This window comes from Acinetobacter variabilis (assembly GCF_000369625.1).
Lineage (GTDB): Bacteria > Pseudomonadota > Gammaproteobacteria > Pseudomonadales > Moraxellaceae > Acinetobacter > Acinetobacter variabilis.
This window is the reverse complement of record NZ_KB850112.1, coordinates 634673-661641: the sequence shown is the minus strand read 5'-3', so window position 1 is coordinate 661641 and position 26969 is coordinate 634673. Positions and strand designations below refer to the sequence as shown.

Annotated in this window: 22 protein-coding genes; 12 read left to right on the top strand and 10 right to left on the bottom strand. The window is 43.5% G+C overall.

Going from position 1 to position 26969, the window contains the following annotated elements; translation table 11 throughout:
- Positions 1-354: 354 nt before the first annotated feature.
- The 5 genes from F897_RS05730 (at position 355) to F897_RS05710 (ending at position 4364) form a co-directional block, all read left to right on the top strand.
- Positions 355-1269, top strand: coding sequence for an MlaA family lipoprotein (locus F897_RS05730; protein ID WP_005233975.1), 915 nt, complete (start codon positions 355-357; stop codon positions 1267-1269).
- Between the two features lie 103 nt (positions 1270-1372).
- Positions 1373-2341, top strand: coding sequence for an RsbU family protein phosphatase GigA (gigA, locus tag F897_RS05725; RefSeq protein WP_005233974.1), 969 nt, complete (start codon positions 1373-1375; stop codon positions 2339-2341).
- 112 nt (positions 2342-2453) lie between these two features.
- Positions 2454-2972: an anti-anti-sigma factor GigB gene (gigB, locus tag F897_RS05720; RefSeq protein ID WP_004783532.1), complete on the top strand. Its 519-nt coding sequence runs from the start codon at positions 2454-2456 to the stop codon at positions 2970-2972.
- 20 nt (positions 2973-2992) lie between these two features.
- Positions 2993-3820, top strand: coding sequence for a carbon-nitrogen hydrolase family protein (locus F897_RS05715; RefSeq protein WP_005233971.1), 828 nt, complete (start codon positions 2993-2995; stop codon positions 3818-3820).
- A gap of 118 nt (positions 3821-3938) precedes the next feature.
- Complete coding sequence (locus F897_RS05710; RefSeq protein ID WP_005233969.1) at positions 3939-4364, top strand: organic hydroperoxide resistance protein; 426 nt, start codon at positions 3939-3941, stop codon at positions 4362-4364.
- 173 nt (positions 4365-4537) lie between these two features.
- Here F897_RS05710 and gspE read toward each other — a convergent pair whose 3' ends face one another.
- The gene (gspE, locus tag F897_RS05705; RefSeq protein ID WP_005233967.1) at positions 4538-6025 is read right to left on the bottom strand and encodes a type II secretion system ATPase GspE; all 1488 of its coding nucleotides are present in this window, start codon (positions 6023-6025) and stop codon (positions 4538-4540) included.
- A gap of 93 nt (positions 6026-6118) precedes the next feature.
- Between gspE and F897_RS05700 the strand changes: the two genes are divergently transcribed.
- The gene (locus tag F897_RS05700) at positions 6119-6949 is read left to right on the top strand and encodes a hypothetical protein (RefSeq protein ID WP_122959115.1); all 831 of its coding nucleotides are present in this window, start codon (positions 6119-6121) and stop codon (positions 6947-6949) included.
- A gap of 9 nt (positions 6950-6958) precedes the next feature.
- On the top strand, positions 6959-7882 hold the full coding sequence (locus tag F897_RS05695) for a mechanosensitive ion channel family protein (protein WP_005233958.1): 924 nt from the start codon (positions 6959-6961) through the stop codon (positions 7880-7882).
- Positions 7883-8032: 150 nt separating this feature from the next.
- On the opposite strand, the gene F897_RS05690 is transcribed toward F897_RS05695, so the two are convergent.
- Complete coding sequence (locus F897_RS05690) at positions 8033-10738, bottom strand: DUF2339 domain-containing protein (RefSeq protein WP_005233956.1); 2706 nt, start codon at positions 10736-10738, stop codon at positions 8033-8035.
- A gap of 161 nt (positions 10739-10899) precedes the next feature.
- Between F897_RS05690 and polA the strand changes: the two genes are divergently transcribed.
- A complete protein-coding gene (gene polA / locus F897_RS05685; protein ID WP_005233954.1) occupies positions 10900-13665 on the top strand; it encodes a DNA polymerase I in 2766 nt (921 codons plus the stop codon).
- Positions 13666-13813: 148 nt separating this feature from the next.
- Here polA and F897_RS05680 read toward each other — a convergent pair whose 3' ends face one another.
- From F897_RS05680 to ppx, 5 genes are read right to left on the bottom strand one after another with little or no spacing between them, the layout of a single operon-like run.
- A complete protein-coding gene (locus tag F897_RS05680) occupies positions 13814-14383 on the bottom strand; it encodes a YggT family protein (RefSeq protein ID WP_004783550.1) in 570 nt (189 codons plus the stop codon).
- A 31-nt stretch (positions 14384-14414) separates the two neighbouring features.
- The gene (gene proC, locus F897_RS05675) at positions 14415-15245 is read right to left on the bottom strand and encodes a pyrroline-5-carboxylate reductase (RefSeq protein WP_005233951.1); all 831 of its coding nucleotides are present in this window, start codon (positions 15243-15245) and stop codon (positions 14415-14417) included.
- A gap of 2 nt (positions 15246-15247) precedes the next feature.
- On the bottom strand, positions 15248-16621 hold the full coding sequence (gene tilS, locus F897_RS05670) for a tRNA lysidine(34) synthetase TilS (protein ID WP_082188703.1): 1374 nt from the start codon (positions 16619-16621) through the stop codon (positions 15248-15250).
- Complete coding sequence (locus tag F897_RS05665) at positions 16558-17382, bottom strand: acetyl-CoA carboxylase carboxyltransferase subunit alpha (protein ID WP_004783557.1); 825 nt, start codon at positions 17380-17382, stop codon at positions 16558-16560. The genes tilS and F897_RS05665 overlap by 64 nt, the downstream gene beginning before the upstream one ends.
- Before the next feature lie 30 nt (positions 17383-17412).
- Complete coding sequence (ppx, locus tag F897_RS05660) at positions 17413-18933, bottom strand: exopolyphosphatase (RefSeq protein ID WP_005233947.1); 1521 nt, start codon at positions 18931-18933, stop codon at positions 17413-17415.
- A gap of 261 nt (positions 18934-19194) precedes the next feature.
- Between ppx and trxA the strand changes: the two genes are divergently transcribed.
- From trxA to F897_RS05645, 3 genes are all read left to right on the top strand, one after another.
- A complete protein-coding gene (gene trxA / locus F897_RS05655; RefSeq protein WP_005233946.1) occupies positions 19195-19521 on the top strand; it encodes a thioredoxin in 327 nt (108 codons plus the stop codon).
- 321 nt (positions 19522-19842) lie between these two features.
- A complete protein-coding gene (rho, locus tag F897_RS05650; RefSeq protein WP_004783562.1) occupies positions 19843-21111 on the top strand; it encodes a transcription termination factor Rho in 1269 nt (422 codons plus the stop codon).
- 404 nt (positions 21112-21515) lie between these two features.
- Positions 21516-21803 (top strand): hypothetical protein, encoded by a 288-nt coding sequence (locus tag F897_RS05645; protein WP_005233936.1) that lies wholly within the window; start codon positions 21516-21518, stop codon positions 21801-21803.
- A 90-nt stretch (positions 21804-21893) separates the two neighbouring features.
- On the opposite strand, the gene F897_RS05640 is transcribed toward F897_RS05645, so the two are convergent.
- The 3 genes from F897_RS05640 to pheS all read right to left on the bottom strand — a co-directional run bounded on the left by F897_RS05640 (position 21894) and on the right by pheS (position 25681).
- Positions 21894-22190: an integration host factor subunit alpha gene (locus F897_RS05640; protein WP_004783565.1), complete on the bottom strand. Its 297-nt coding sequence runs from the start codon at positions 22188-22190 to the stop codon at positions 21894-21896.
- A complete protein-coding gene (gene pheT / locus F897_RS05635; protein WP_005233934.1) occupies positions 22187-24568 on the bottom strand; it encodes a phenylalanine--tRNA ligase subunit beta in 2382 nt (793 codons plus the stop codon). Before pheT ends, F897_RS05640 begins: the two co-directional genes overlap by 4 nt.
- Positions 24569-24700: 132 nt before the next feature.
- The gene (pheS, locus tag F897_RS05630; protein ID WP_005233932.1) at positions 24701-25681 is read right to left on the bottom strand and encodes a phenylalanine--tRNA ligase subunit alpha; all 981 of its coding nucleotides are present in this window, start codon (positions 25679-25681) and stop codon (positions 24701-24703) included.
- Between the two features lie 160 nt (positions 25682-25841).
- Between pheS and F897_RS05625 the strand changes: the two genes are divergently transcribed.
- Entirely contained in the window at positions 25842-26870 is a 1029-nt protein-coding gene (locus F897_RS05625; protein WP_005233930.1) for a hypothetical protein, read from the top strand.
- The last annotated feature ends 99 nt before the right edge of the window (positions 26871-26969 follow it).

Here is a 26969-nt window from a genome sequence, read left to right as displayed (position 1 = left end):
AGCAAGCTAGGTCGGCTATATTACTCTCTATCTCTAGAAAGTCAACCAGTAATGAAAATTATTTTTAAACCCCCTTTCTAAAACCCAACTTAACTATTTTATGCTAAGTTACTGTTTTATCAGAAGTTTTAATCTTCATCACCGCCGATGGATGTGCATTCTACAGCATTTCAGATGCCTTGCAACACCTTTTTTAAATAAATCTTACCGCATGTCTAATTTTTAGCCTTTTATGAAGTTTTTATTCATTTATTATACAATTTTGCTTAAATTACGCCTATTCCTAGTAATACAGTTTATCATTCCGGGTTAAACAACGCCACTATACTCAGAACAAGGCTTTGGGGTTTCCTTATGCATCGCTCTATTTATTTATCTTTATGCTTATTTTCTTTGGCCTCTAGCCCATTAATTTTTGCTGAAGACACTACTCAGGCTGAACAGACTGAAATAGAAACTGAATCTACTACTACTGATACGGTTCCACTCAGAGAAAAAATATCTTCCAAGGTGAGTCACCTGCAAACCCAGCTAAAAGTCGATGCTAGTGCTGCACAGGCTGAAGAAGTTAAAGATCCTTTTCAGGGCTGGAATAGAAAGGTGTATCAATTTAATGATGCAATCGATCAGGCAGTCGTTCGCCCCATTGCGGTTCAGTATCAGGAAAAGGTTCCTCAAGATGTTCGTGGCAGCTACACCCAGTTCCGTAGCAATTTGGGTGAACCATGGAATGCGGTAAACCAGTTGATTCAGGGCCGTCCTGCTCGTGCGGCAAAATCTTTGGGCCGTTTTACCATTAATACCTTAACTACTTTAGGTCTGGCAGATCCTGCCCGTCGTCTGGGATTGGATCATGAAGATGAAAAGTTCGGGATCACACTAGGTTATTATGGTGTACCTTCTGGCCCTTATGTGATGTTACCGTTCCTGGGCCCAAGTTCTGTGCGTGATACTTTCGGTATGGCAGTCGATAGCCAGACCCGTCCACAGAAATATATTCTTGAAGATGATGAAGGCTTGTATTGGGGTGATCAATTCTGGCGTGCAATTGATAATCGTGCAGAATTACTTGATATTGAAGGTGTGTTAACAGGTGATCGTTATGCACAAATTCGCGATATTTATTTGCAGCGCACCAATTATATGATCGCCCAGAAAAAAGGTCTGGAACAGGAATCTTTATTCCTTGAAGATGACTTCGATGATGAAAATCTTGAAGATGAATCTTTCGATGAAAATGAGACTGAATCTTCTAGTGATGACCTTTGAAACCTAAGCTCAATGATGATTTGCTAGCGGAAACTGTTCGCTAGCAATCATTTGCTTGTTATAGTACATCTTATAACTCATTCCAGGATCGAACTACCTGTCTATGTATTTCATTCAACCTACCCGTGATATTCCTTATTTAGATCAAGTACTTGAGAAGCTTCCGCACGTTCAAGTAATCAAGCTGGAAGATCACGACTTGTACGATGCAACGATTATTGCTATTGCAGATGTACATGATTATCTGAAATATAAGTGGAACCTTCCGACTGTAGTATTAGCGCTAGAAAATGAAGGAACAGCCTTGGCACAAGCTTGGGAACAAGGTGCTTTGGCAGGCTGGATCTGGAATAAACTGCCTGAACAACCCGATATCGCATTACAAAAAATTGATGCGCAATATAAGCGTAATCAGGATAGTCGTGATCTTCCTTCTGCGGCAGAGCTACAAAAACGTTTGCTGCCGAATGAAATTGAATTAACCAATTATGCAGTTGAAACCTATTTTCAGCCTTCTGCCTATCTATCTGGCGATTGGTACGATTACTGGAAAATCAGCGATAAAGAAATCATTTTTTATCTTGCGGATGTTTCTGGTCATGGCGTTACCAGCAGTTTATTAACGTCCTGGATGGCGGCTTTTCATGGTCGCTCCAAAACGCCTCGTGAGCTAATCAAGAAACTAAACGGGATGCTGGTTCAGGAAAATATCGAAAAGCATATCACCATGATTGCCGGAATCCTGAACCTGGAAACCCATGTCTTGAAATGGTCCAGTGCTGGTCACTACCCTCCTCCGATTATCTTTGAACCGAATCAGGAACCAAAAATCCTGTCATCCAGCAGCTTCCCTCTTGGCCTCACTGAAGACCTTGAGGTAGACGAAAATGAGTATATCTTCAGCCGCAATGCACGTTTCATTATCTGTTCAGATGGGGCATTGGAGCCGTTTAGCGGCGGTCTGAATGAACAATTTTCCCAATTATTGCATCACTTACAAAACGAATCCTTCGAAGCACCCGAACATGTTGCCGACGATATTGCCATTCTCAGCTTTATAAGAGTGAAATAGCAGTATAATCACAAGCTTTATAAGCACTTAATTTGATTGCGACTTTCAGCTACTTGAGTATCTATAGACCCTATGGGATAATTTAATATCCTTCTCTGCAAATGGCATTTATATGTCAACAGGTCATGTTGAATATGCAAGCTTGAATGGAACGCATATTTTTAAGCTTATCGGCGAAGTGCGGGCCCAATCTTGTATTAGTCTAGACAAATTACTGAACAAACTTGAGCAGCAGGACAACGTTGTTGGCGCAATTGTTGATCTGACTGAAACCAGCTTTATTGACAGCACTGTACTGGGTGTCCTAGCAAAATTAGGACTTAAACTTAAGCAGCTCCATAAGATCCAGGCGGTGATGTTGTCGACTAACTCTGATATCACTACTCTGGCCAACAGTATGGGCTTGGGGCAGGTCTTTGTCATTTTGGATTACTGCGGTGATTCAAATGTATGTACGCGTAAACTGATGGAAGAACATGTGACGCATCAAGCGATGCTGAAAACTGTTCTGGATGCACACAAGACTTTAATGCGGTTAAATCAGAGCAACCAGAATATGTTTGAGCCCTTGGTCAAACAGTTGCAAAAAGAACAAGATAATCTAGATCAAGTTTCTGAACAAAAGGTATAAACACACAATAAGGAATCCCTATGACTTTACTTTCTGTTGCACAAATGAATTCCCAGAATGAAATTGAGCAAAATTTCATGACTATCGAATCATTAATTCAACAAAGTAAAGCAAAAGGCGCTGAACTTATTGTCTTTCCTGAAAATTTCGTCTGTTTTGCTGCTGGTAAACAGCGCGAAACCGCTGCTCAGTTCGAGAGCATTCAACAACGTCTGGAACAGCTGGCTCATCAATATCAGATCTGGATTATCGCGGGGACATTACCATGTCCTTATCGTCCTGATGGTTCGATTATTGAAGATGGCCGGGTTAGAACCGTAAGTCTATGTATTAGTCCAGAAAAAACTGAAGCCCGCTATGACAAGATTCATCTCTTTGATGTACAGGTCGGTGATGCCGTTGGTGGCTATCAGGAATCCCAATTTTTTGAACCAGGTACCGATATTGTTGTTGCGAAAACGCCTTTTTGCAATATCGGTATGATGGTCTGCTATGACCTGCGTTTCCCTGAACTCGCGCTTCATTTACGTGGCCAAGGCGCGAATATTTTAACTGCGCCATCTGCCTTTACTTACACCACTGGCCAAATGCACTGGCAATTATTATTGCAAGCACGTGCTATGGATACTCAATGCACAGTTCTCGGTGCTGCTCAACAGGGTTGGCATGGTGAAAAACGTCAAACTTGGGGACATGCCGCTGCCACAAACAGCCGTGGTCAACTTCTCGATATGGTGCATGCGGAAGGCGCACAGATTATTACGGTTGATTTTGATTTGACTGAGCAGGCCAAAGTGCGTGAGTCTATGCCACTCATGCAGCATCACAAGCTATTACAATTTTCTTAAGTCATACTTTCTACTGCATTCTCATTTACTTGCATAAATTAACAAAATCCCTGCTTATTCTTCCCTAGAAATTATGGAGCATAGAAGTTCCATAAAAGAACAAGCAGGAAATACTCTCATGTCATTAGAAAAAGCAGTATATACCGCACGTGCCAAAGCTACAGGCGGCCGAGATGGCCGTGCAACCTCTGACGATCAGATTCTGGATGTGAAACTGGCAGTGCCTAAGGAAATGGGTGGCCCAGGTGGCGGGACCAATCCTGAACAATTGTTCGCTGCAGGTTATTCAGCCTGTTTTTTAGGTGCCATGAAGTTTGTTGCCAACCGGGATAAAATCAATATTAGCAAAGATGCCTATATTGAAGGTGAAGTTGGCATTGGTCCGATTCCTACCGGTTTTGGTATTGAAGTGACTTTAAATGTTCATTTAGAAGGCATGAAACAGGAAGAAGCTCAAAAGCTGGTCGATGCCGCACACATCGTTTGTCCTTATTCAAATGCAACCCGTAACAATATTGATGTTACTTTGAATGTCATCACCTAAGTCTAAATAAATATTTGACTCTCTATCCTGAAAAATCAGAAGTCATTTCAGGATAGAGCTGATCATTCTTATAAAATTTTGATCAAAATTGCTTTATGCTATTTAATAGAAAAATGATCATTTGAGATATTTATTTAAGAAAACAGTGCCTTCCTATCCCATCGAATAAAAATTTACTCTGCCGCCTCATTGGTTACACGCAGAACTTCTTCAATCGTGGTTTTACCAGCCAGCACTTTACGTAAACCATCATCGCGAATTGAACCTGATTGCTGACGTGCATAGGTTTCCAGCTCATATTCAGCCGCATTGCCATGAATCAGACGGCGCATATGTTCATCAACCGGTACAATTTCATAAATGGCAGTACGTCCACTAAAGCCGGTATTCCCACAGCGTTCACAACCGTGCGGTTGAGGTAATCTTAAATCCTGTGGATGCTCAATATGTTCAAACAGATTTTTCTCAAATGCATCTGCATCCTTCCAGGTCGCACAATGTGGACATAAGGTACGCACCAGACGCTGAGCAACTACGCCAATTAAAGAGCTGGATAGTAAGAATGGCTCAATTCCCATATCTTTTAAACGCGTCACTGCACCAATCGCAGTATTGGTATGTAGTGTTGATAATACCAGGTGACCAGTCAATGATGCCTGAACTGCAATTTCTGCAGTTTCCAGATCACGGATTTCCCCCACCATCACCACATCTGGATCCTGACGTAACATGGCTTTTAAGGCACGGGCAAAGGTCATATCGACTTTGGTATTTACCTGAGTCTGACCAATCCCTTCTAACTGATATTCCACTGGATCTTCAGCTGTCAGAATATTTTTGGAACCATCATTTAGATCAGAGAGTGCTGCATATAAGGTGGTGGTCTTACCCGAACCGGTAGGTCCAGTCACCAGAATAATACCATGAGGACGATGCACCAGGGTCTTGAGTCGATCATAATCGTTATTCATCAAGCCCAGATGAGTCATATTCAGACGGCCAGCCTGCTTATCCAGCAAACGCATCACCACCCGCTCACCATAAGAAGATGGCAAGGTCGAAACACGAACATCGACTTCGCGACCTGCCAGACGCAAGGAAATACGGCCATCCTGAGGAATCCGTTTTTCCGCAATATCCAGCTTGGCCATGACCTTGATCCGTGATATCAGTAATGGTGCCAGCTCACGACGCGGCTGCACAATTTCACGTAGTTGCCCATCGACACGCAAGCGTACAGAAAGTCGTTTTTCGAAGGATTCCACATGAATATCTGAGGCGCCAACACGGATTGCTTCAGACAACAAGGCATTGATCAGACGGACAATAGGCGCATCATCCTCCTGATCCATCAGATCTTCGGCTTCAGGGACCGAATCAGCAAGGCTTAATAAATCCGGGTGATCTTCCAGACCAGCCGCGACCTGCTGTGACTCACCACTATCGCCGGCAAAACTGGAACTGAGTAACTGATTGAATTCTTGTTCTGTACAATGTTGATACTGAGCCGGATGACCCAGCAAACGGCGTGCTTCCTGTAATGCAAGCATAGATGTATTGTCACGACGGACAATAAAAGCCTGATCTCCCTCATAACGCAATAGCACACCATGACGTTTCGCAAAGCTATACGGGATTTGTAATTGTTTCAGTACTTGCATCGCAGATTATAATAATGATGAAAAAATTTAAATTGAGTGTACTCTAAGCATATGACAGCGTGAAGTATGTTTTCAAAGATTTAGCAAGAAAGGATGCCAACATTGCCGCAAGATCAAGAGGAATTAAACCTGCAGTCTCCCAGAATTCAATGGTGGGGAGAACAAAGTTTTGAAATTAACGAGTCCAAGGCTTGGCAATTTGGCTCTCTGCTGTTTCGTTTGACCCGAGGTTTGCAGGAATGGCGACTGGAATATTATCGTCCGACGGTGCAGTACGATTATGAACAGCAATGGCATCAGATTAATGATCCACTGTTTGCATTTCCGAAACCGGTGAAAATTGAACGCTATATGTTCAAATCTACCCAAAGCAAGTTACAGCTTATGCCGCGTCTGGCGAATCGCTCCGTAGTAATTAAACCGGTTGATCCGATTTATATTCCGGCTGGACAACGTGGAACCCTCTATATCAGCACCCCGCTATGGATTGCCGGTTTTGTCGAAGGTCAACGTGAACCGATTTTTGATCTTCCAGTGATTTTACCGAAAGACACCTGGTTTGGACCCAATCATCGTTCCGGTGAAATTTGCTATGCTACCGCAGTTGACGGAAGAACCGAGCTCCAACAATTACGTCCTCGTGCATTCCGTGCTGTGACCCCGATTGAGTTTCATAATACCAGTCAGCAGCAACTGCGTTTCGATCGGATGAATGTTCCAGTACCTGCATTGCCTCTCTTTTATAGTGCCAGCACTGAACGTCTGTGGACCTCGCAGATTAAGGTTTTGCATGAAGGTCTGGATCGCCCACCTCGGATCCGGGTGGAAAACCGTACCCCGCCCAATGCGGGTGAAGTAGATTATTTACACCCACCGCGTGATCCAGCGGGAAATTTATTTAATATGTTTGATTCATTTTTCTAAGAGCGTGTGATGCCAAATTCGAATATTCCAACCGAAGTCACCAACAGTCTCAAGGGAGTATTTACCAATATTAATACGGATCGCCTGACTGAAATTGTCGTCGCGGTTGTGCTGTGTTTTATTGGTTTCCTGATCGCACGTTTTTTCTCGAATGCTTTTATCCGTACTATCGGTATACGCTTTAATGCGCATCAGCAAATGGTCTGGCGCCGCGGGATTTTCTACTTTATTTTCCTGTTGTTTGTGATGGCGAGTTTGAAGGAAGCCGGCTTTAAGCTCAGTGTTTTCCTCGGTGCAGCGGGTATTTTAACTGTGGCTTTGGGTTTCGCTTCTCAAACCTCTGCATCCAACCTGATCAGCGGTATCTTCCTGATTGGTGAAGGATCTTTTGAGGTCGGTGATACCATTCAGATTACACTGATTCGTGGACATACCGTTGAAGGTGAAGTGATTTCGATTGATTTGCTCTCGGTTAAACTGCTTACCCAAGATAATATCTATATACGTTTGCCGAACGAACAACTGATTCGGGCTCCGGTACACAACCTGTCCAAGTTTCCAATCCGGCGTATTCCGATTACCTTGGCTATTAATTTCCATGAAGACATCATCAAGGTGCGTGAAGTACTGCTTGATGTTGCCAATAAATATCCGCTGGTTCTGGCCGATCCAAAGCCTGCAGTCACAGTCACCGCCTTCCGTGAATCTTCGATTGAACTTTTGTTTGCGATTTGGTGTCAGCAGGAAAATTATCTGAAAGTCCGTGATGAAATGCAGGAACGGATTCGAAATGGCTTTCTCGATAACCAGATTGAAATTCCGGTACCGAAAATGGGCTTTGTTGATCATCCACTGGCTCGCCCACTGGAAAATGAAGACGTTGATCAATATGCCAATGAGAAGGAGCTGAAGAGAGAGCCGGATTTAAAATAACTTTTTCTAAATCCCTCCTCACCTCCCTTTACTAAGGGAGGAACTGTCATAAAAAGCCTGTCTTTCTTTTACATATCGCTTAAAGCTGTGCTTTAAGCTCGTTCAGGGTTTGGGGAGATTAAATTAACGCTCAAATCGAGTAATTTAGATTCAAACCCTTTTCTCCCCATCCGGCATTGGTGCTATATACGCAATCAGTAGCATGACCCCACCGGCCAGCAAGAATGAAATCACACGTGTCAGTGTACCGGTATGAGACAGGTCGAATAACACCAGCTTCAAGCTGACGATCACCAGAATACTGCCTCCTAAAATCCACATTGGTTTAAGCCTTTTTAGCGTAGCCGTCCACATGGTTGCCCAAGCCAACAATACCCAAAGAATCGTCAAGCTTAGCTGCACCGTAGCATTGCTCCATAATTCCAGACTATTAAATGGTATTTGCAGATAGATATGTAGGGCCCGTAATACAATATAGCTCGACAGCCATAACAGGCTTAGCACCATCAGTACCGACCTCATACCGCGATCGTGTCCTGCCCGAATCTGCTGCAACAGCATCCATAGGAAACTGGCAAGCATGGCCAGACTGATCAGATCAAATGGATTGAATAGAGGCAGCCAGTAATATTGGAAAGCTTGCTGGTTAAACAGCTGTGAGCATATTAACCAAGCTCCCATTAATACCAAGCAGTTTTTACTTTGCCAGAGTAAACGCCACTCTGAATTTTCTTTTTGTCGGTAACACCAGAACCAGAATACCAGAGGCAGAATTACCATACTGAGATAAGGCATGCTCGGTATTAGGCATAAACTGGCTAAAGCCAGGCTGGCAAAAACACCAAAGCTCATCCACTCTTTGGATAAATCAATCCCTTTCACCGGTCTTAACCATAAAGCAGCCAGCAATAATGATGAAAGTGCAAAGATTCCACGCTCCAAAGCACTTGGCCAGACCAGAATCCCATTTTCGCTATGATCAATAGCCAGCAAAATCGCAATGATCACCAATGGCGTAAGACTGCTCCATTTTGGCAATAACCAGCACCATTCCTGATGCTTGCGTTGTATGATTTCACTTAGAACCGTATAACCCAGTGCAAGACTGAATAAACTATAAATATAAGCCTGTTCATGAGCAAACTCATCTTCAAGCAAGGCAAACAACATCAGGGTCGAAGCAAAACTGAGAATGCTCAGAAAACTGATACTTAAACTATTCAGCTGCTGGCGATATTTGGCTTTAAGCTGACTCAGGAAGACGACGGTGACATAACAGAAGCTGAGAATCCAGAAAATTTCCCGCGGTGTGGAATTAAGCTCAATCAGATAGTAAACACTACTGAAGCCTGCCATGATCAGCAGTCCCATACTCAGATAATGCGCAACCCGAATATTCTTTTCCAATGCCCAGAGATAAATCAGTACGCCTTCAACTGCCCAACCGACTACGCTCCACTGCTCTGTCAATAAAATGGGGGGAACCAAAGCCAGAAAGATCAGCATCAGGCTGAGATAACTTTGGGAAATGACCTGAACACTTTCTCTACGACGCACTAAAGTCCAACAGATTGCAAATATCCCGGTAAATAACAGACTAAGCCCGGCTTGCCAAAGCTTCTGATCAGGCTCATTGAAATGAATGAGATACAGGAAAAGATAGGCGGTAATCGGTGCAGCGAAAATTAGGGCAAGATCCAGAACCGGTTTTAAACGAAAACGGGAAAGATCCTGCCGGGCCAGTAACTGGCTAAAGCGAAAGCCCAGCCAGATGAATACCGCACTATGAGCCAGAATCAGAGTCGTCATCGTATAACGTTCGTATGTATGACCATGAATCAGGCTATACATTCCACCTACTATGACTGTGACCAGAAAAGCAATCTGGTTCAGGATTTTCCAGGGCCGCAAACTGCTAAGTAACAGCACGCCGATATTAATCAGCAAATAATAACTGATGAATTCAACCGCAGAAGCATCCCGGGTCGGCAAGGTAAACGGCGCCAGATAGGCAATGAATAAGGCCATGACTGCCAGCTCAATACTTTCCTGTTTCAAGCTTAAGTACAGCGCAATTGCCAAAATGACCAAGAACACCAGAGCTGCCAGTGGCAACGTGGCAATCACCAGATTGTAATAGGCAAAGAACAAGGTCAGAAATAGTGCCCCTAATCCCAAACCTTCCAGTGCCAGACCGAAACTTCGATTTTTAGTGATCAGAGCAAAACCCAATCCGGTCACAACAACAGCAGATAAAGCGACCAGTCCTAATTTCACCACCAAGCTCAGTTGCCAGTGCTCTGTCGCAAAACGGAGTAATAAAATAATCCCAATGACCAGAATCGCGATCGCAGCTTTGAGAACTGGATTTCCGCGAAAAATCCACTGTTGGATCTGACCCAGCAATTGTGGTGGATCTGGACTAGCTTGAGCAGCAATAGGTAAAGGAATATCTGGTTGAGTGATTTCTGGATGTGTCTGATCTGCTGATCGGTAACGAGATTGCAACTGGATAATATTACGTTCCAAACGTTGTAGCCAGCGTAATAGAAAGAAAATCCAGGCGGTAATACCAATGCCCATGAGCCAGTTAAGCTCAGTCACGCCTCCGACAATGGCGATAATAGAAGAAATATATAGCGGTATTTTAGAATTGGCTGACATAATCACCTGCGTCGGTGCTGCCAGATCCCGCATGGGCGCTTCAATGGCACTGATATATTGCATCACGCTGATCAGGAAACCCAGACCAGTGAGATAAGTCACGATCTGCAATTCCAGATACCATGCACTTATTCCCACAATTACCAGACTAATCAGCCAGATCATACGCAATTCATTTTGCCCTGCCGTCATTCTTCTCGTTCTCGTTCCTTAACCATGTCATCATACAACAGCTTGTACTGCTTATTTCATCTTCACCCGATATTCGCTAAGCTGTAGAAACCGACTTGCCCCTGCGAGTGCAGTAAAAATCACGTACAATAAAACTGTTTTTTGAATAAGGAATTGATTACATGCCACCATTTGTCTTGGTCGATGGCTCTTACTTTTTATTTCGTGCCTTTCATGCACTACCACCATTAACCACGTCAACCGGTCTGCACACCAATGCAATTCGTGGTGCGATTTCTGCTATTCAAAAACTGATGCGCCGTACCCAGCCAACCCATATGGCGGTGATTTTCGACACGCCTGAACCGACTTTCCGTCACGAGCTATCACCTATTTATAAAGGTGACCGTCCGAGCATGCCGGAAGAACTGTCACAGCAAATTCCATACTTACATGCCTTGATTCGCGCATTAGGCATTCCCCTGCATATGCTGCCAGGTGCGGAAGCCGATGACATTATTGGTACACTGGCTAAACGTGCTGAAGCTTTAGGTCATCAGGTGCTGATTTCAACTGGTGATAAAGACATGGCACAGCTGGTAACTGATAAAGTGACTCTGGAAGACAGTTTCAAAGAAAAACCAATGGATGTTGATGGGGTTTTTGAAAAGTTTGGCGTATGGCCAAACCAGATCATTGACTATCTGACCCTGATGGGCGATGCCTCAGATGGTATTATGGGTGTGCCTGGAATTGGGGCAAAAACTGCAGCCAAATTACTCAATGAATATGGCTCGATTGGTGGCATTCTGGAAAATGTCGACAAGATCAAAGGTAAAGTGGGTCAGAATATTAAAGACAATACCGATGGCATTGCATTGGATCATCAATTGGCCAGCATCATTTGCGATCTGGATTTAAGCTTCACTTATGATGACCTGAAACTTCAGGACCCAAATGTAGAAGCTTTACGTAATCTTTATACTGAACTGGAATTCCGTAACCAGCTGCAATCACTGGACCATCCGAATAATCCAAACAATCGTAACTATAAACAGGCTACCCAATCGATTACTGCTAAAGCAGCACCTGAACCTCAGGAAGCCGATGAGCAGCAAGCGACACTGAGCAGTGATAACGATCAGCTTGGAGAAGCGACATATCATACTGTATTAACTCAGGAAGATTGGGACAAGCTGTTTGAACGTTTAAATACTGAAAAACGCTTTGCTTTTGATACTGAAACCACCAGCCTGGATTATCGTATTGCACAGATTGTCGGTTTTTCGGTGGCTTTTGATGCAGAGGATGCCTATTACGTACCATTGGCACATGATTATGAAGGTGCACCAGAACAGCTAAATCGTGAAGAAATTCTGGCTCAGATCAAACCGATTTTAGAAGATGAAGCCATTCAGAAAATTGGCCACCACCTGAAATATGATGCGCATGTTCTGGAAAATCACGACATTCATCTGGCGGGCTGGTATTTTGATACCATGCTGGCTTCTTATGTGCTCAACTCGGTTGCCACCCGTCATGGCATGGATGATGTGGCTCGTCTGTACTTAAGCCACTTAACCACGACCTATGAACAGGTGGCAGGTAAAGGCGCCAAACAAAAAACTTTCAATAAAATCGAGATCGAAGCCGCAGCACACTACTCCGCAGAAGATGCACATGTGACCTATCGTTTGTTTGAAGTACTGAGCAAAAAGCTTCAAACTTATCCTGAGCTGGTCAATATTCTACACAATATTGAAATGCCTGTAGCGCGTGTGCTGACCAGCATGGAAGAAAATGGTATCCGACTGGATCTGGCTTTCTTGGATCAACTCGGTTGTGAATTTGCTCAAACCATGCAGAATCTAGAAAATCAGATCACGGAAATAGCTGGTGAAGCGTTTAATGTCAGCTCTCCGAAACAGGTCGGTGAAGTTCTGTTTGATAAACTAGGCCTAAAAGGTGGCAAAAAGACCTCTACCGGTCAGTACAGCACCAGTGAAAGTGTGCTGGAAAAACTGGAACACCCGATTGCTGAACTGATTCTGGAATATCGGGGTCTGTCCAAACTGAAAAGCACCTATACCGATGGTCTATGCAAGCAGGCCAATAATGAGACCCATCGTGTGCATACCAGTTATCATCAGGCACTGACTGCAACCGGCCGTTTATCATCAACCGATCCAAACCTGCAGAATATTCCCATTCGTGCCGAAATCGGTCGTCAGATTCGTAAGGCCTTTATTGCGCCTGAAGGCCGTGTCTTACTCGCAGCCGATTATTCACAGATTGAATTGCGTCTGATGGCACATTTATCTCAGGATGATGCACTAGTAGATGCCTTTAACCATGGACAGGACGTGCACCGCCGTACCGCAGCTGAAGTTCTCGGTATCCCGCTTGAAGAAGTGACCAATGATCAGCGTCGTCAGGCTAAAGCCGTGAACTTCGGTCTACTCTATGGCATGTCTGAATTTGGCCTGACCCGTCAGTTAGGTTTTACTCGTCAGGAATCCCAGGAATATATCAAACAGTATTTCCGCCGCTATCCGGGAATTTATGAATATATGCAGCGTACCCGTCAGGTTGCATTGGAACAAGGCTTTGTCGAAACCATTCTGGGTCGCCGTTTGTATACGCCAGATATCGATACGCGTAACATGATGGTCCGCAAAGCCGCTGAACGTGCTGCGATTAATGCACCATTACAAGGTTCGGCTGCAGACATCATTAAAATGGCGATGATTGAGGTTGATAAAATGCTACCTAAAGATCAGGCCAAAATGCTGCTACAAGTCCACGATGAATTAGTATTTGAAGTCGATGAAGCAATTGCAGATGAACTGGCACCTCAACTGGCTGAAGTGATGCAATCCGTGATTGAAATCTCTGTGCCTTTGGTCGTGGAAGTTGGTAAAGGCATGAACTGGGATGAAGCGCATTAATACTAAAGCCCCTTCCTCCTTTTAGGAGGAAGGTTGGGATGGAGGTTATTTGAATTTATAGACCTTACCCTAACCCTTTCCTACAAGGAGAGGGAATTTTCTTGAAATAAAAAAGGACGCTTAGGCGTCCTTTTTCTTTGGGATCTGATTAAAGACCGGTTAGCAATACAATTGCCACCTGATTCATGATCATTTCAATTACGATCAATGCCAAAATTGCCAGAATTGGAGACAGGTCGATCATCCCCATATTCGGCATGATACGGCGGAACGGTGCCAATAATGGTTCTGCAAGTTCCTGAACCACTTCAATATAAGGTGAACGGGATTGGGTAAACATCACCACCCAGCTCAAAATAATCGTTGCAAAAATCAGGTAACGACAGAAGCGGATCAAATCCTGCATCATGGTGACGAAGGTTAGAATAAGCAAATGGATTGGACCATTTGGCATTCCCCCGGACAAATACATGATGCCAAAAATTTTCAGCAAATACAGCACGACTAAAAGTGCCAGTGCAGCAGTATTCACCCGGCCTTTACCTGCGGTTGGGAAAATACGCCCGAACACATCTACAATTTTAGTCGCTTTGACAGTAGATAGAACGACAGGATTATAAGGACTCACCGCGGCCAATTGCATTAAAAAGCGGAAGAATACGAGCAAAATCGCGACGTTAATGATAATGCCAAAAATTAGCGCAGAATTTGCACCCATACTTGAACGTTCCTAAAAATTAAACTGAAGATTATTTGCTATTGTCACTGAGCTCTTGGGCCAGTTCCTGACTACGTTTTTGCGCAGCAGCAAGCGCTGCCTGAATATTCTGAGAAATTTGCGCGCGATCAAATACTTCCAATGCCGCTTGAGTTGTACCATTCGGAGATGTGACATTCTTACGCAGCTCTGCTGGTGTATTAGAACTGGTGATCGCCATTTGCGCTGCCCCCAAAGCAGTTTGCAACGTCAATGCAGTAGCTACTTTTTCATCCAGACCTAAATTCTTGCCTGCACGAATCATGCTTTCCATCATATAGAAGAAGTAAGCAGGCCCTGAACCAGACACAGCAGTTACGGCATCAATCTGAGCTTCTGAGTTTACCCAAATTGTCAGGCCGGTAGAAGCCAAAATCTGACTCGCCAGCTCACGGTCATCACTACCAACTTCTGCATTGGCAAATAAACCATGTGCACCAGTCTGTACCAATGCGGGTGTATTTGGCATCACACGGACAATACGGTCAGTACCCAATAGCACAGATAGTGTTGCAATCTCGGCACCCGCAACAATTGAAATCACCAGCTTACCAGCAAGTAAACCTTGAAGTGGTTTTAACACACCAGCTAAAACCTGTGGTTTGACTGCAAACAGGACGATATCCGCATCTTTAATAGCAGCAATATTATCATCAGTGACATTGACTTCTTTTTCTGCAAGAAGTGAGCGTACTTTCTCAACCGGATCAGAAACTGTAATACGCGTTGCTGGCAACCCCTGCGAAATTAGCCCGCCAATCAAGGCTTGTGCCATATTACCGCCACCAATAAAACTAATATTACAATTTAAAGCTGCACTCATGTTTAATGCTCGTCGTTGAATTCTAAAGTTGAAGAAACCGAAATGGGTAGCCACCCCCCTGCCTCACAATATGCAGATTGAGCTAACCAAAATCCTTTAGGTGTAAACACGCCTAGCATAACATTATCTGTGCTTAATATTTGAATAGTATGCCGAGTCCAGGGAAATATTTGCGCTTCCTGAATGGCTTTTTTGAGCGGCCAGTGCCCCATCCGGCCATAGAGATGAATTTTTTCACCCCCCTTCCGTTGACGTAAATACAAGGGTTGTCCTAATAAAGTGGGAGACAATCCTATCTCAGCCCTTTGAATCCCGAATTGACCAGAAGGAAGATGAACCTGATTTTTATTCTGTAAAATGATCTGCTGTTCAGCTACGTTTAGCTGTTGATCAGCCAGATAAACTTCAGCTTTTAGGCGATGTAACTGCTGCTGATAACGCACGTAATAATAGCCCGACCAATGCAGCGCTGCCTGAGCATCCTGTTTCGCTTCGATTACTTCGGTCTGTACACGCTCAACCATGTCCAGAGAAGGACGATATTGTCCTTCGCCTTTCATCCAGACCGAGATTAACTGGCGCTGCCGTGCTTTGGATAAACTTGAGAATGAAGGTATATCGAGGATTTCGGCATTGCCACAGCGTTTCAGATCCTGCTCCAATACTTCTTGCAGAATGTTTTGCGCATCTTGCATCAGTTCACTGGTACGTGCCAAGGCGGACTGCATTTTCGGATAGCGATGACTTAAGACTGGCCATAGCACCTGACGTGCCCAAGCACGGTCATAATGGGTATTCTGATTGGTCGGATCTTCAATATTCTGGATGTTTAAATCTGCTGCCCATTGGCAAATCTGCTCACGGGAAATATCCAGCAGTGGCCGCCAAATGGTTAAATCGTGGCGTATATCGATCGCTTTCATGGCGGCCAGACCATCAATCCCTGCACCAGAAAGTAAGCGCAACATTAAAGTTTCTGCCTGATCCTGCTGATGATGAGCCAAGACTAGAACTTCATTGGGCTGAAGATGTTGTAAATAAGCTTGGTAACGCGATTGGCGAGCCTGAGATTCCAGATTGCCACTGGCAACATGGACCGGCTGAATGATGCAGGGAATATTTAGTTGCTGACACTGTTGCTGGACAAAAGTGCCCCATTCCCCGCTGATACTTTGCAATTGATGATCAACATAGATCGCACGGATTTTTCCCGGGCACAAAAAAAACATCAGATGCAGCAACAGCATGGAATCCACGCCGCCACTACATCCGATTAGAAATTTTGTCTCTGCAGGAAAGCCCTGCAGTTGCTTTAAGATGCCAGACCTAAATTGTCGCTGCCAAACTTCATTAAACGTTGGTAACGTGCTTCGCATCGTGCTTGTGGTTCCATTGCTTGCAGTTCATTTAAAGCTTCTTTCAGGACTGCTTTCAGTTGGTACATGACTTCATCCGGATCCAGATGTGCACCTTCACCTTCATCAACTACGTATTCAACAATGCCCATCTTCTGCAATTTTTCAGCAGTTAATGCCAAAGCTTCACTGGCTTGTTCCGCTTTTTCTGCAGTTTTCCACAGAATAGACGCACAACCTTCCGGTGAAATCACTGAATAAATACTGTGAGACAGCATCACTACACGATCTGCCACGCCAATCCCGAGTGCACCGCCTGAACCACCTTCACCCAGAACAGTGGCAATTACAGGTACTTTCAGATTAGAAAGTTGTGCCAAACTCGATGCAATCGCTTCAGCCTGACCACGCTCTTCCGCACCCACACCCGGGTATGCACCCATGGTATCAATAAAGGTGAAGACTGGCAGATTAAAACGTTCCGCCATATCGAGCAGACGCTGAGCTTTACGGTAACCTTCCGGGTTACTCATTCCAAAATTATGCTGTAATTTTTCACGGGTACTACGACCACGGTGCTGACCCACGATCATCACTGGTTGTCCATCGAAACGTGCCAGACCACCGATCATTGCGCCATCATCACCATAGAGACGGTCGCCATGCAAAGCATCAAATTCAGTGAATATTTCACCTACGTAGTCCAGAAATTGTGGACGTTCCGGATGACGAGCAATCTGTACTGTCGTCCATGCTTTTGATGGGGTAGCTTTATTTTTCATAGGTCAACCGTTTTCATCCCTATAAAGGTATTAATTAACAAATTGTTCAGATTGAACCGAGAGCTCGATCTCCCAATTTTTAAACTGCACCTGTTCATCATGCAGTTCAGCAATCAATAATGGCCATTGTTTGGCATCACCAGAAATGCTGAGCTGCCATTGTTGCGCATTCTTGACCTTAAGTTCAATGGCAGGAAGCATCTCATCACTACGACTGTGATTGACCAAAACCGCCAGACGCAACAGCAAACACAGCTGTAAAAGTTTAGTTCCACCGACTTTCATCACATCATGCTTGGCATCAGCGCGCAATTTACGGCGATGATGTGCGACCAAATGTGACAAATAATTCTGATCTACCTGCGAAAAACCGGCAATGTCAGAATGTTGCAACAAATAGGCACCGTGGCGGTGATAACCACTATGACTGATCGCTAAACCAATTTCGTGCAAATAAGCTGCACGACGAAGTAAATCACTGTCCTCGCTATATAGGCCAAGATCACCTGCTACATCATCAAACAGTTTTTGTGCAGTCTGCACTACACGTTCGGCCTGCTTGGCATCGGCATTATAACGACCAATCAAGGCATGGACTGAACGATCACGTATATCTTCATGCTTGAAACGACCCAAGAGGTCATACATCACACCTTCACGTAATGCTCCATCTGAATAGACCAGATGTGGAATATTCAGTACATCAAATACCGCATATAAAATGGCAATTCCTGCAGGCAAGACTGCACGGCGGTCATCTTTCAGACCTTCAAATTCCATGTCCGAAACATGCTTATATTTGAATAATTTGTCTTTAAGTTTTTCCAGACCTTCACGAGTGAGCTGTTCTTTATCATTGCTCCAGCCCATGTTGACACAGATCTGACGGCAAGCCTTAATCGTACCACTCGAACCAACCACCGCATCCCAACCGGCAGATTTATAAGTATTGGCAATGCCTGAAATTTCTTTACGTGCCGCAGTCACTGCCTTATCAAAAGCTTTATGGGTAATTTCACCATCAGCAAAGAATTTCTTGGTAAAAGTCACACAACCCATCTGAACTGATTCGGTATGAATGGGTTCAAATTCTTCCCCGATAATCAGTTCAGTCGAGCCCCCACCGATATCTACCACCAGACGACGGCCAGTATTGGGCATGGTATGTGACACACCGAGATAAATTAGACGCGCTTCTTCACGACCAGCAATAATTTCAATCGGTTTTGGTAAAATTTCAGCCGCTTTCTGAATGAACTCATGACCATTTTTGGCTTGGCGTAATGCATTGGTTGCCACAATCCGTAAACGGTTTGGTTGTACAGAACCCAAACGTCCGACAAAACGGGCCAGACAAGCTAAACCACGCTGCTGTGCGGCTTCAGTTAAATTTTTATTTTCATCCAGTCCCGCAGCAAGCTGAACCTTTTCTGACATTGATGCGACTTTTTTCACTTCGCCATGATCCACCCGGGCAATCGCCAAATGAAAACTGTTTGATCCCATATCGATGGCTGCGAGTAATTCTTCATCAATCAAAAAATCAGACATTCTAGAAATAAACCTTTTAAGAATTGTGCTTAGAGTAATTCACAACCATGCAATTTAAAAGCCATTTGTCAGGACAATTTCGCGTAATTATTTTTTTCATTTATAGGACAATTGTATGAGGCGATGGTGACTATCGTGATCATCCATTAGACAAAACAACATTAAAGCTTGAAAATTTACAGATTCCCCTACATTGTTAAAGATGGCTATGTAATACTAATAATTATAGTTATCTTTATAAAATTAATTTTGGAGCACTCTATGTCTGGCAACATCGTAAACACTACTGACGCAAACTTCGAAGCAGACGTTCTTCAATCAGACGTTCCTGTGCTGGTTGATTTCTGGGCTGGCTGGTGTGCACCATGTAAAGCTATTGCCCCTGTACTTGAAGTATTGGCTGATGAATATCAAGGCAAAGTGAAAATTGTCAAAGTTGACGTAACGTCTTGCGAACAAACTGCTGTGAACTTCAATATCCGTAACATTCCAGCTTTATTGATGTTCAAAAATGGTGAAGTCGTAGCGACTCAAGTCGGTGCAGCACCAAAATCTAAATTGACTGCATTTATTGATCAAAATATCTAAGCACTAAATGTTCAACTAAAAATACGCGACCAAAGGTTGCGTATTTTTTTCGTCTATAAATTGACAAAAACCTGTTTCTCTCTTATATTTCAACTTCAAGAGATAAAGGATGCTAAATCCTGTCAGTTTCTTACAAGACACATTACATAACATGCCGCTCGGCAATAGAAATTGTTTTCACATTTCTCTTTGAAACAATCAAACAGACCTCTGAATTGTTCTTGTGCAAATTCAATTGCTTTCGTTTGAATGCTTATATGCGGCCGAATGTTACTCCCTTTCTAACCTATACCTTAGAACTTTGATTCTATCTGACCACCTATGAATTTAACCGAACTCAAGAAAAAACCGATTGGCGAACTCATCAAGATTGCCGAGTTTATGGGCCTTGAAGGTATGGCTCGTAACCGTAAGCAAGACATTATTTTTGCCATCTTAAAACGCCATGCGATGAATGGCGAAGAGATTTTTGGTGATGGCGTTCTAGAAATTTTGTCAGATGGTTTTGGCTTCTTACGCTCTGCAGCAGGCTCTTATTTGGCAGGTCCTGACGATATCTATGTCAGCCCATCACAAATTCGACGCTTTAACCTGCGTACCGGTGACACCATTACGGGAACCATTCGTCCGCCTAAAGAGGGTGAGCGTTATTTTGCTTTGCTTAAAGTCAATCAGATTAACTACGATACCCCAGAGAATTCACGTAATAAAATCCTGTTCGAAAACTTAACTCCATTGTTCCCTACTGAACAATTAGTGATGGAACTTGGTAATGGTACGACTGAAGATTTAACTGCACGTGTCGTCGATCTGGTGGCACCCATTGGTAAAGGTCAACGTTCGATTATCGTAGCACCACCAAAAGCTGGTAAAACCATGCTATTACAGAACATCGCGCAATCGATTGTTCGTAATAACCCTGAATGCTTCCTGATTGTCCTTTTGATTGATGAACGTCCTGAAGAAGTCACCGAAATGGAACGTACTGTTCGTGGTGAAGTGGTCGCCTCTACCTTTGATGAATCCCCTGCCCGTCACGTTCAAGTGGCTGAAATGGTGATTGAAAAAGCTAAACGTCTGGTTGAACACAAGAAAGATGTGGTGATTCTGCTGGATTCGATTACCCGTCTGGCACGTGCATATAACACTGTGATTCCTTCATCAGGTAAGGTACTGACCGGTGGTGTAGATGCACATGCACTTGAGCGTCCTAAACGTTTCTTTGGTGCTGCACGTAATATCGAAGAAGGCGGTTCTCTTACAATCATTTCTACTGCACTGATTGAAACCGGCAGTAAAATGGATGAAGTGATCTACGAAGAATTCAAAGGTACAGGTAACCAGGAAATCACGCTGGATCGCCGTATTGCGGAAAAACGCGTATTCCCTGCGATGAATATCAAGAAATCCGGTACGCGTCGTGAAGAACGTTTAATGTCCGAAGACAAACTGCGTAAAGTCTGGATTCTTCGTAAACTTCTGCATACCCAAGATGAACTGGTCGCGATGGAATTCTTGCTTGACCGCATGAAAGAAACCAAAACCAATGATGATTTTTTTGATCAAATGAAACGCAAAGCATCGAACTAAAATTATCAGAAAGGTCACCATTCAAGGTGGCCTTTTTTTTATGGTTGACGTATGTTACACAATAAAACAATGTACTGAGTTATCTGTAAACTTCTTTTTAAGTTTTTGATTATTAAAGTAAACAAATAAATAAGTGTATAATTTTTATAAGCTTAATAAGCCTTTCTCCAATCTATATCTTTCAATTAATTGTTATTTTCTGTTAAAAAACCCTTAATTTTTATCGTTTTTTCGCTGTTTTTGATGCTCACCTAGTAGCAATTAAAAATGCGCAGTGATAGCATATTTGCAGACCAGTTAGACTGCTCCTGCGTTGTTAGTCCCTAACATTATTAGGAATAATAAAAGCATATTACAGCCTGACTTTGGTTTTTTTTAATCTCAATTTTTTAGAGAGTGATGCCATGTTATTCAAAAAAATCGCTATTGCTGCTGCAGTTGCTACTACTTTAGCTTTCGTTGGTTGTGCTAAAAAAGCTGACGACGCTGCTGCTGACGCTAACCAAGCTGCATCTGAAGCTGTAGAAGCTGCTTCTGAAGCTGAAGCTGCTGCTGACGCTGCTGCTGTAGAAGCTACTTCTGAAGTTGCTGCTTCTGACGCTGCTGCTGTTGCTGAAGCTGACGCTGCTGCTGCTGTTGCTACTGACGCTGCTGCTGACGCTACTGCTGCTTCTGAAGCTGCTGCTCAATAATCTTTACGATTATTCAGTACAAAAAAGAGAGCCTTTGGCTCTCTTTTTTTATGTAAAAAATAAAAATGTTAGATATAAAAAAAAAGCAGATCAATTGATCTGCTCATTCCCCACACGTTGACGGAACTTCTGCCCCGCGCGGAACGTAACAACACGGCGTGCAGAAATCGGAATCTCTTCACCCGTCTTCGGATTACGGCCTGGACGTTGGCGCTTATCACGTAACTCAAAGTTACCGAAACCCGATAATTTTACTTGTTCGCCCGAGATTAGCGCTTGGCTAATCTCATCGAAAAACAACTCGACCATTTGTTTAGCTTCACGACGGTTTAAACTCGTGAGCTCACTTAAATGATCAGCCATTTCTGCTTTTGTTAATGCTGTCATGAAGCCCTCAATGTCGCTTGGTAAGTGTTTTCCAACACCTGAAGGATATTATCCATACCTGATTTAATTTCAGCATCTTCCAGTGTACGGCTTGGATGCTGCCAGAGAAGTGCAAATGCCAGTGAGCGTTTCCCTTCTTCTACTCCTTGTCCAGTGTACACATCGAACAACCATGTCGAGCCTAGCAGCTCTCCACCTGTTTTTTCGATAAGTCCCTGAATTTCGCTAACATTAATCTTATCACTAATTAAAAGCGCAATATCACGTCGAACCGATGGAAAACGTGATAATTCTGTAAAATTAGATACATAAGTTTGCAAAACAGCCGATTGATCTAATTCAGCGACCCAAGTCGTCGCCAAATCGAGTTCGTCTTCAAGTGAGGGATGTAAACGACCTAAATAACCAATTGACTGACCATTCACTAAAATTTCTGCAGATTGACCAGGATGTAACCAGCTACGTTCAGAACGTACATATTCCACATCCAGACGCGCAGCTGCCAGAATTTCCTCAATGTCACCTTTGAAGTCAAAGAAATCCATTGGCTGTGCTTTACCATGCCAAGTTTCAGGCGTACGTGAACCAGTAGCAATCAAGGCAAAAGTTGGAATCTGTTTCAGATCATGAATTGAAGCCGCATTCTGGTAATCAAAACGCAGACCGAGTTCGAAAAAACGTACACGGTTCTGCTGGCGATTGACGTTGTACTGTACACATGGAATCAGGCTAGACAGTAAAGTTGAACGCATCACTGCCAAATCGCTTGAAATTGGGTTAGCCAATGCCAATGGATTGACTTCTGGATTTAACTGTTTTTCCAGTTTCAGGTCAGCAAAACTGAAGCTGATCGCTTCCTGATAGCCCAAGGTCACGGCTGTTTGACGAAGCTGAGTCAGTTCGAATTGGTCTTCATATTTCGCCAATTTCACATCAATGACCGGTAAGCTGATTTGAATATTGTCATAACCGTGAATACGGGCAACCTCTTCAATCAGGTCTTGGTAAATTGCCATGTCATAACGGTGGGATGGCGGAATCACTGACCACTGACCTTCAGCTTTTACAGTCACTTCACAACCTAAACGCGTTAAAGCATCTGTAATGAAATCTGATTCAACTGTATAACCTAATAGTTGATCGACTTGCGCTTGTTCTAACTCAATCGCTTCACGCTTTGGTAACAGCTCTGTTTTTTCAGCTACAATGATTGGACCAAACTCACCGCCTGCAAGCTCAGCAATCAACTGAGAAGCACGATGCATTGCAATCATAGGAAGTTCGAAATCGACACCACGTTCATAACGTTGTGACGCATCAGTATGTAGACCGAAACGACGAGCACGGCCCGCAATATGCAATGGCGCAAAGAATGCTGATTCCAGGAAGATTTCAGTGGTTTCATCAGTTACTGATGAAGACAAGCCCCCCATAATCCCTGCAATCGCTAATGCTTTTTCATCATCTGCGATTACCATCACATCATCTTGCAGTTCAACTTCCTGTTCATTTAATAGAACAAGCTTTTCACCTGCAGTCGCTTGACGTACATGTACTGAACCCTGAACCTTACCGCCATCAAACGCATGTAGAGGTTGACCCAGTTCCATTAATACATAGTTGGTGATATCGACCAAAATGCTGTGCTGACGGATACCAGCGCGGACTAATGCACGTTCCATCCACTCAGGAGTTGGTGCTTTGGTATTTACATTTTTGATGATACGGCCCAAATAACGTGGGCAACCTTGAGTTTCAACAACGACTTGCTTTTGATCGGTGATGGTTGCAGCTACTTCTTTAATTCCAGGTGGAGTTACCAGCAACTGGTTAATCACACCAATTTCACGTGCGATCCCGCGAATGCTGAAACAGTCACCACGGTTCGGAGTGATGCTGATATCAATCACGTTGTCATCAAGGTCTAAATATTCACGAACATTCACACCCACCGGTGCATCTGCAGGCAGTTCTAACAAACCATCGATTTTATCTTCAAGATCGATTTCTGAAGCACCGCATAGCATGCCTTGAGATTCAACACCACGCAGTTTGCCTTTCTTGATTTTAAAATCGCCTGGTAATACTGCACCGATGGTAGCTACTGGTGCTTTCATACCCGCACGTACGTTAGGTGCACCACACACGATTTGTAGAGGTTCACCTGAACCAATGTTTACAGTGGTAACACGTAAACGGTCGGCATCTGGATGCTGTTCGACAGTCAGGACTTCACCAACAACCACACCTGTAAACAGTTTTGCCGCAGGTGCAATTTCATCCACTTCAAGACCAAGCATAGTCAACTGGTCAGACAGTTTTTCGCTATCGATGGCTGGGTTAACCCATGTGCGCAGCCAATTTTCGCTAATTTTCATTTCTTTAAAACCTATAAATTAATCTTTTAAATCCCCCTCTAACTCCCCCTTTTTACAAAGGGGGAGAACCCTGAGTCACATAAGGACAGCCCCCTCTCCTTTTAGGAGAGGTCAGGGAGAGGTTTAAATCCTTTAAGCAAACTGGCGTAAGAAACGCACATCGTTTTGATAGAACATACGCAGGTCATTAATGCCATAACGCAACATTGCAAAACGTTCTACACCTAAACCAAATGCAAAGCCTTTGTATTTGTCGGGATCAATGCCCGCAGCGCGAAGTACATTTGGATGCACCATACCGCAACCTAAAACTTCTAACCACTTGCCACGTTCATCCATAATATCCACTTCAGCACTTGGCTCAGTGAACGGGAAATAAGACGGACGGAAACGTACTTTCAAATCTTTTTCGAAGAATTCATTCAGCAGGTTAACCAATAAACCTTTCAATTCAGCGAAGCTGGTATTTTCAGCAACGTATAGGCCTTCGATCTGATGGAACATTGGTGAATGCGTCTGGTCAGAGTCACAACGATATACACGGCCTGGACACACAATACGGATTGGTGGCTGCTGGGTTTCCATGGTACGAATCTGCACACCTGAAGTATGCGTACGCAATAAATGGTTTACATCAAAGTAGAAAGTGTCGTGCATGGCACGTGCAGGGTGATGGCCCGGAATATTCAATGCTTCGAAGTTGTGATAGTCATCTTCAACTTCTGGACCAGTCGCTACTGTAAAACCTGCTTTGGTAAAGAATTGACAGATACGTTCTTGTACTTGGGTCACTGGGTGGATGCTGCCCACCTGTTGGCCACGACCGGGCAAGGTAATATCAATTGTTTCACTAGCAAGCTTTTGCTCTAGTGCAGCTTTCTGCAGTTCAGCCTGACGTTGTGTCAAAGCACCCGTGATAGCTTCACGAACTGCATGAATTTGTGCCCCAAACGCTTTACGTTGTTCAGGATCCATTTTCCCCAGCGACTTAGATTGTTCCGCGAGCTGGCTTTTTTTCCCCGTAAATTGCACTCGTACTTGATCAAGTGCAGCAAGGTCTTGAGCTGCTGCAATCGCAGCGAGCGCTTCAGTGGTCAGGGCTTCCAGTGACATAGTAACTCTCAAAGCAACAGGTTAGAAATATTTTTAAAAAACCCCATATTCTAACAGTTTTTAGGCGAGTTGATGAAGTGCGCTTTTAATGAAAATTAGAATAGCATCATGAATTATAAAAAGTATAAGATAAACATAATATCAATCAGATCAAATCACTATGGCACTCGATCAAATTTGGAAACAGCAACTGACCCTCGTCACTTATGGCAATGAGTTTTTAACTCAGGATCTCAGTTTCAGCCGCTGGCTGAATCACTCCATTTTTAATCAGTACCATTTAACTTTTCGTGATCTGATTTCCCAGCATTTACTGGCACAGCACTTTCAAATCTGGCTTGAAGGCCTGAAAAAACAAGGTGTTCGTCGTATTAGCCTGCATTCTTCACACTTGCTGGAAGATGAAAATAACCCTAATGCCAATGTCGAGCTGGTTCCTTTGGCTCATGTGATTATCAGTCATCATGCTCAAGGTAAAACCGCCTGGATGATCGGTAAGGAGCTGGCTGAATGGTATACCGCTGATAATGATTATGAAGCACCAGAAGCTCAGAAGTCACCTTTACGTCATGAAGTATTCTGGCGTTATGAACTGAACAGTAAACTGGCTAAAAGAATTGATACTGATCTGGTACAACCAAACTGGGATGATATTCATTCCTATACTGAACAGGAATTATTTGCACACCATTTAGCTCAAGGATTTACTGAGCCTGCTTATACTGGATTGCCTTATTACGGTACTACCCCAACGATTCAGTCTCACTCAGAAAATCCGAGTCACCTAGCTTTGATTCCAACGGATTATTCATCTGATTATGCTCATCAGACCTTATATCGTCTGGATGCATTAAGTGATTTTATTCAGACTAAGATTCAACACCCTTATAATGATGATGGTCAGGTACTAAATCCGGAGCAGCAATTAAACCTGCGCCACTTTGCGCAAAAAATTGATGAAATCAGTGCCAAGTTTATTGTGAAAGTGGCCAATCATTATAAAACTGCACAACTTACTCCTAAAGTGGCGCCTGATCCTTTTGCGGGCATGAATACTGAAGATCGCGCAGTCAAAGTCTCTAAAGCCGAACGACCACAAAGTCACCATAAAACCGGTGCTTCAAGTGTGATCAAACTGATTCTGATCACGATTGTGATCTGTTTGATTGGCTACTATTTCGGGCTTTAATAAAATATATTGTCTATAAATAATCACTTTGGCTTGGTGGAGACTTAATCTCCACCAAATCAATAAATAAATGATTTAAAAAAATCAAAGATCCCACTG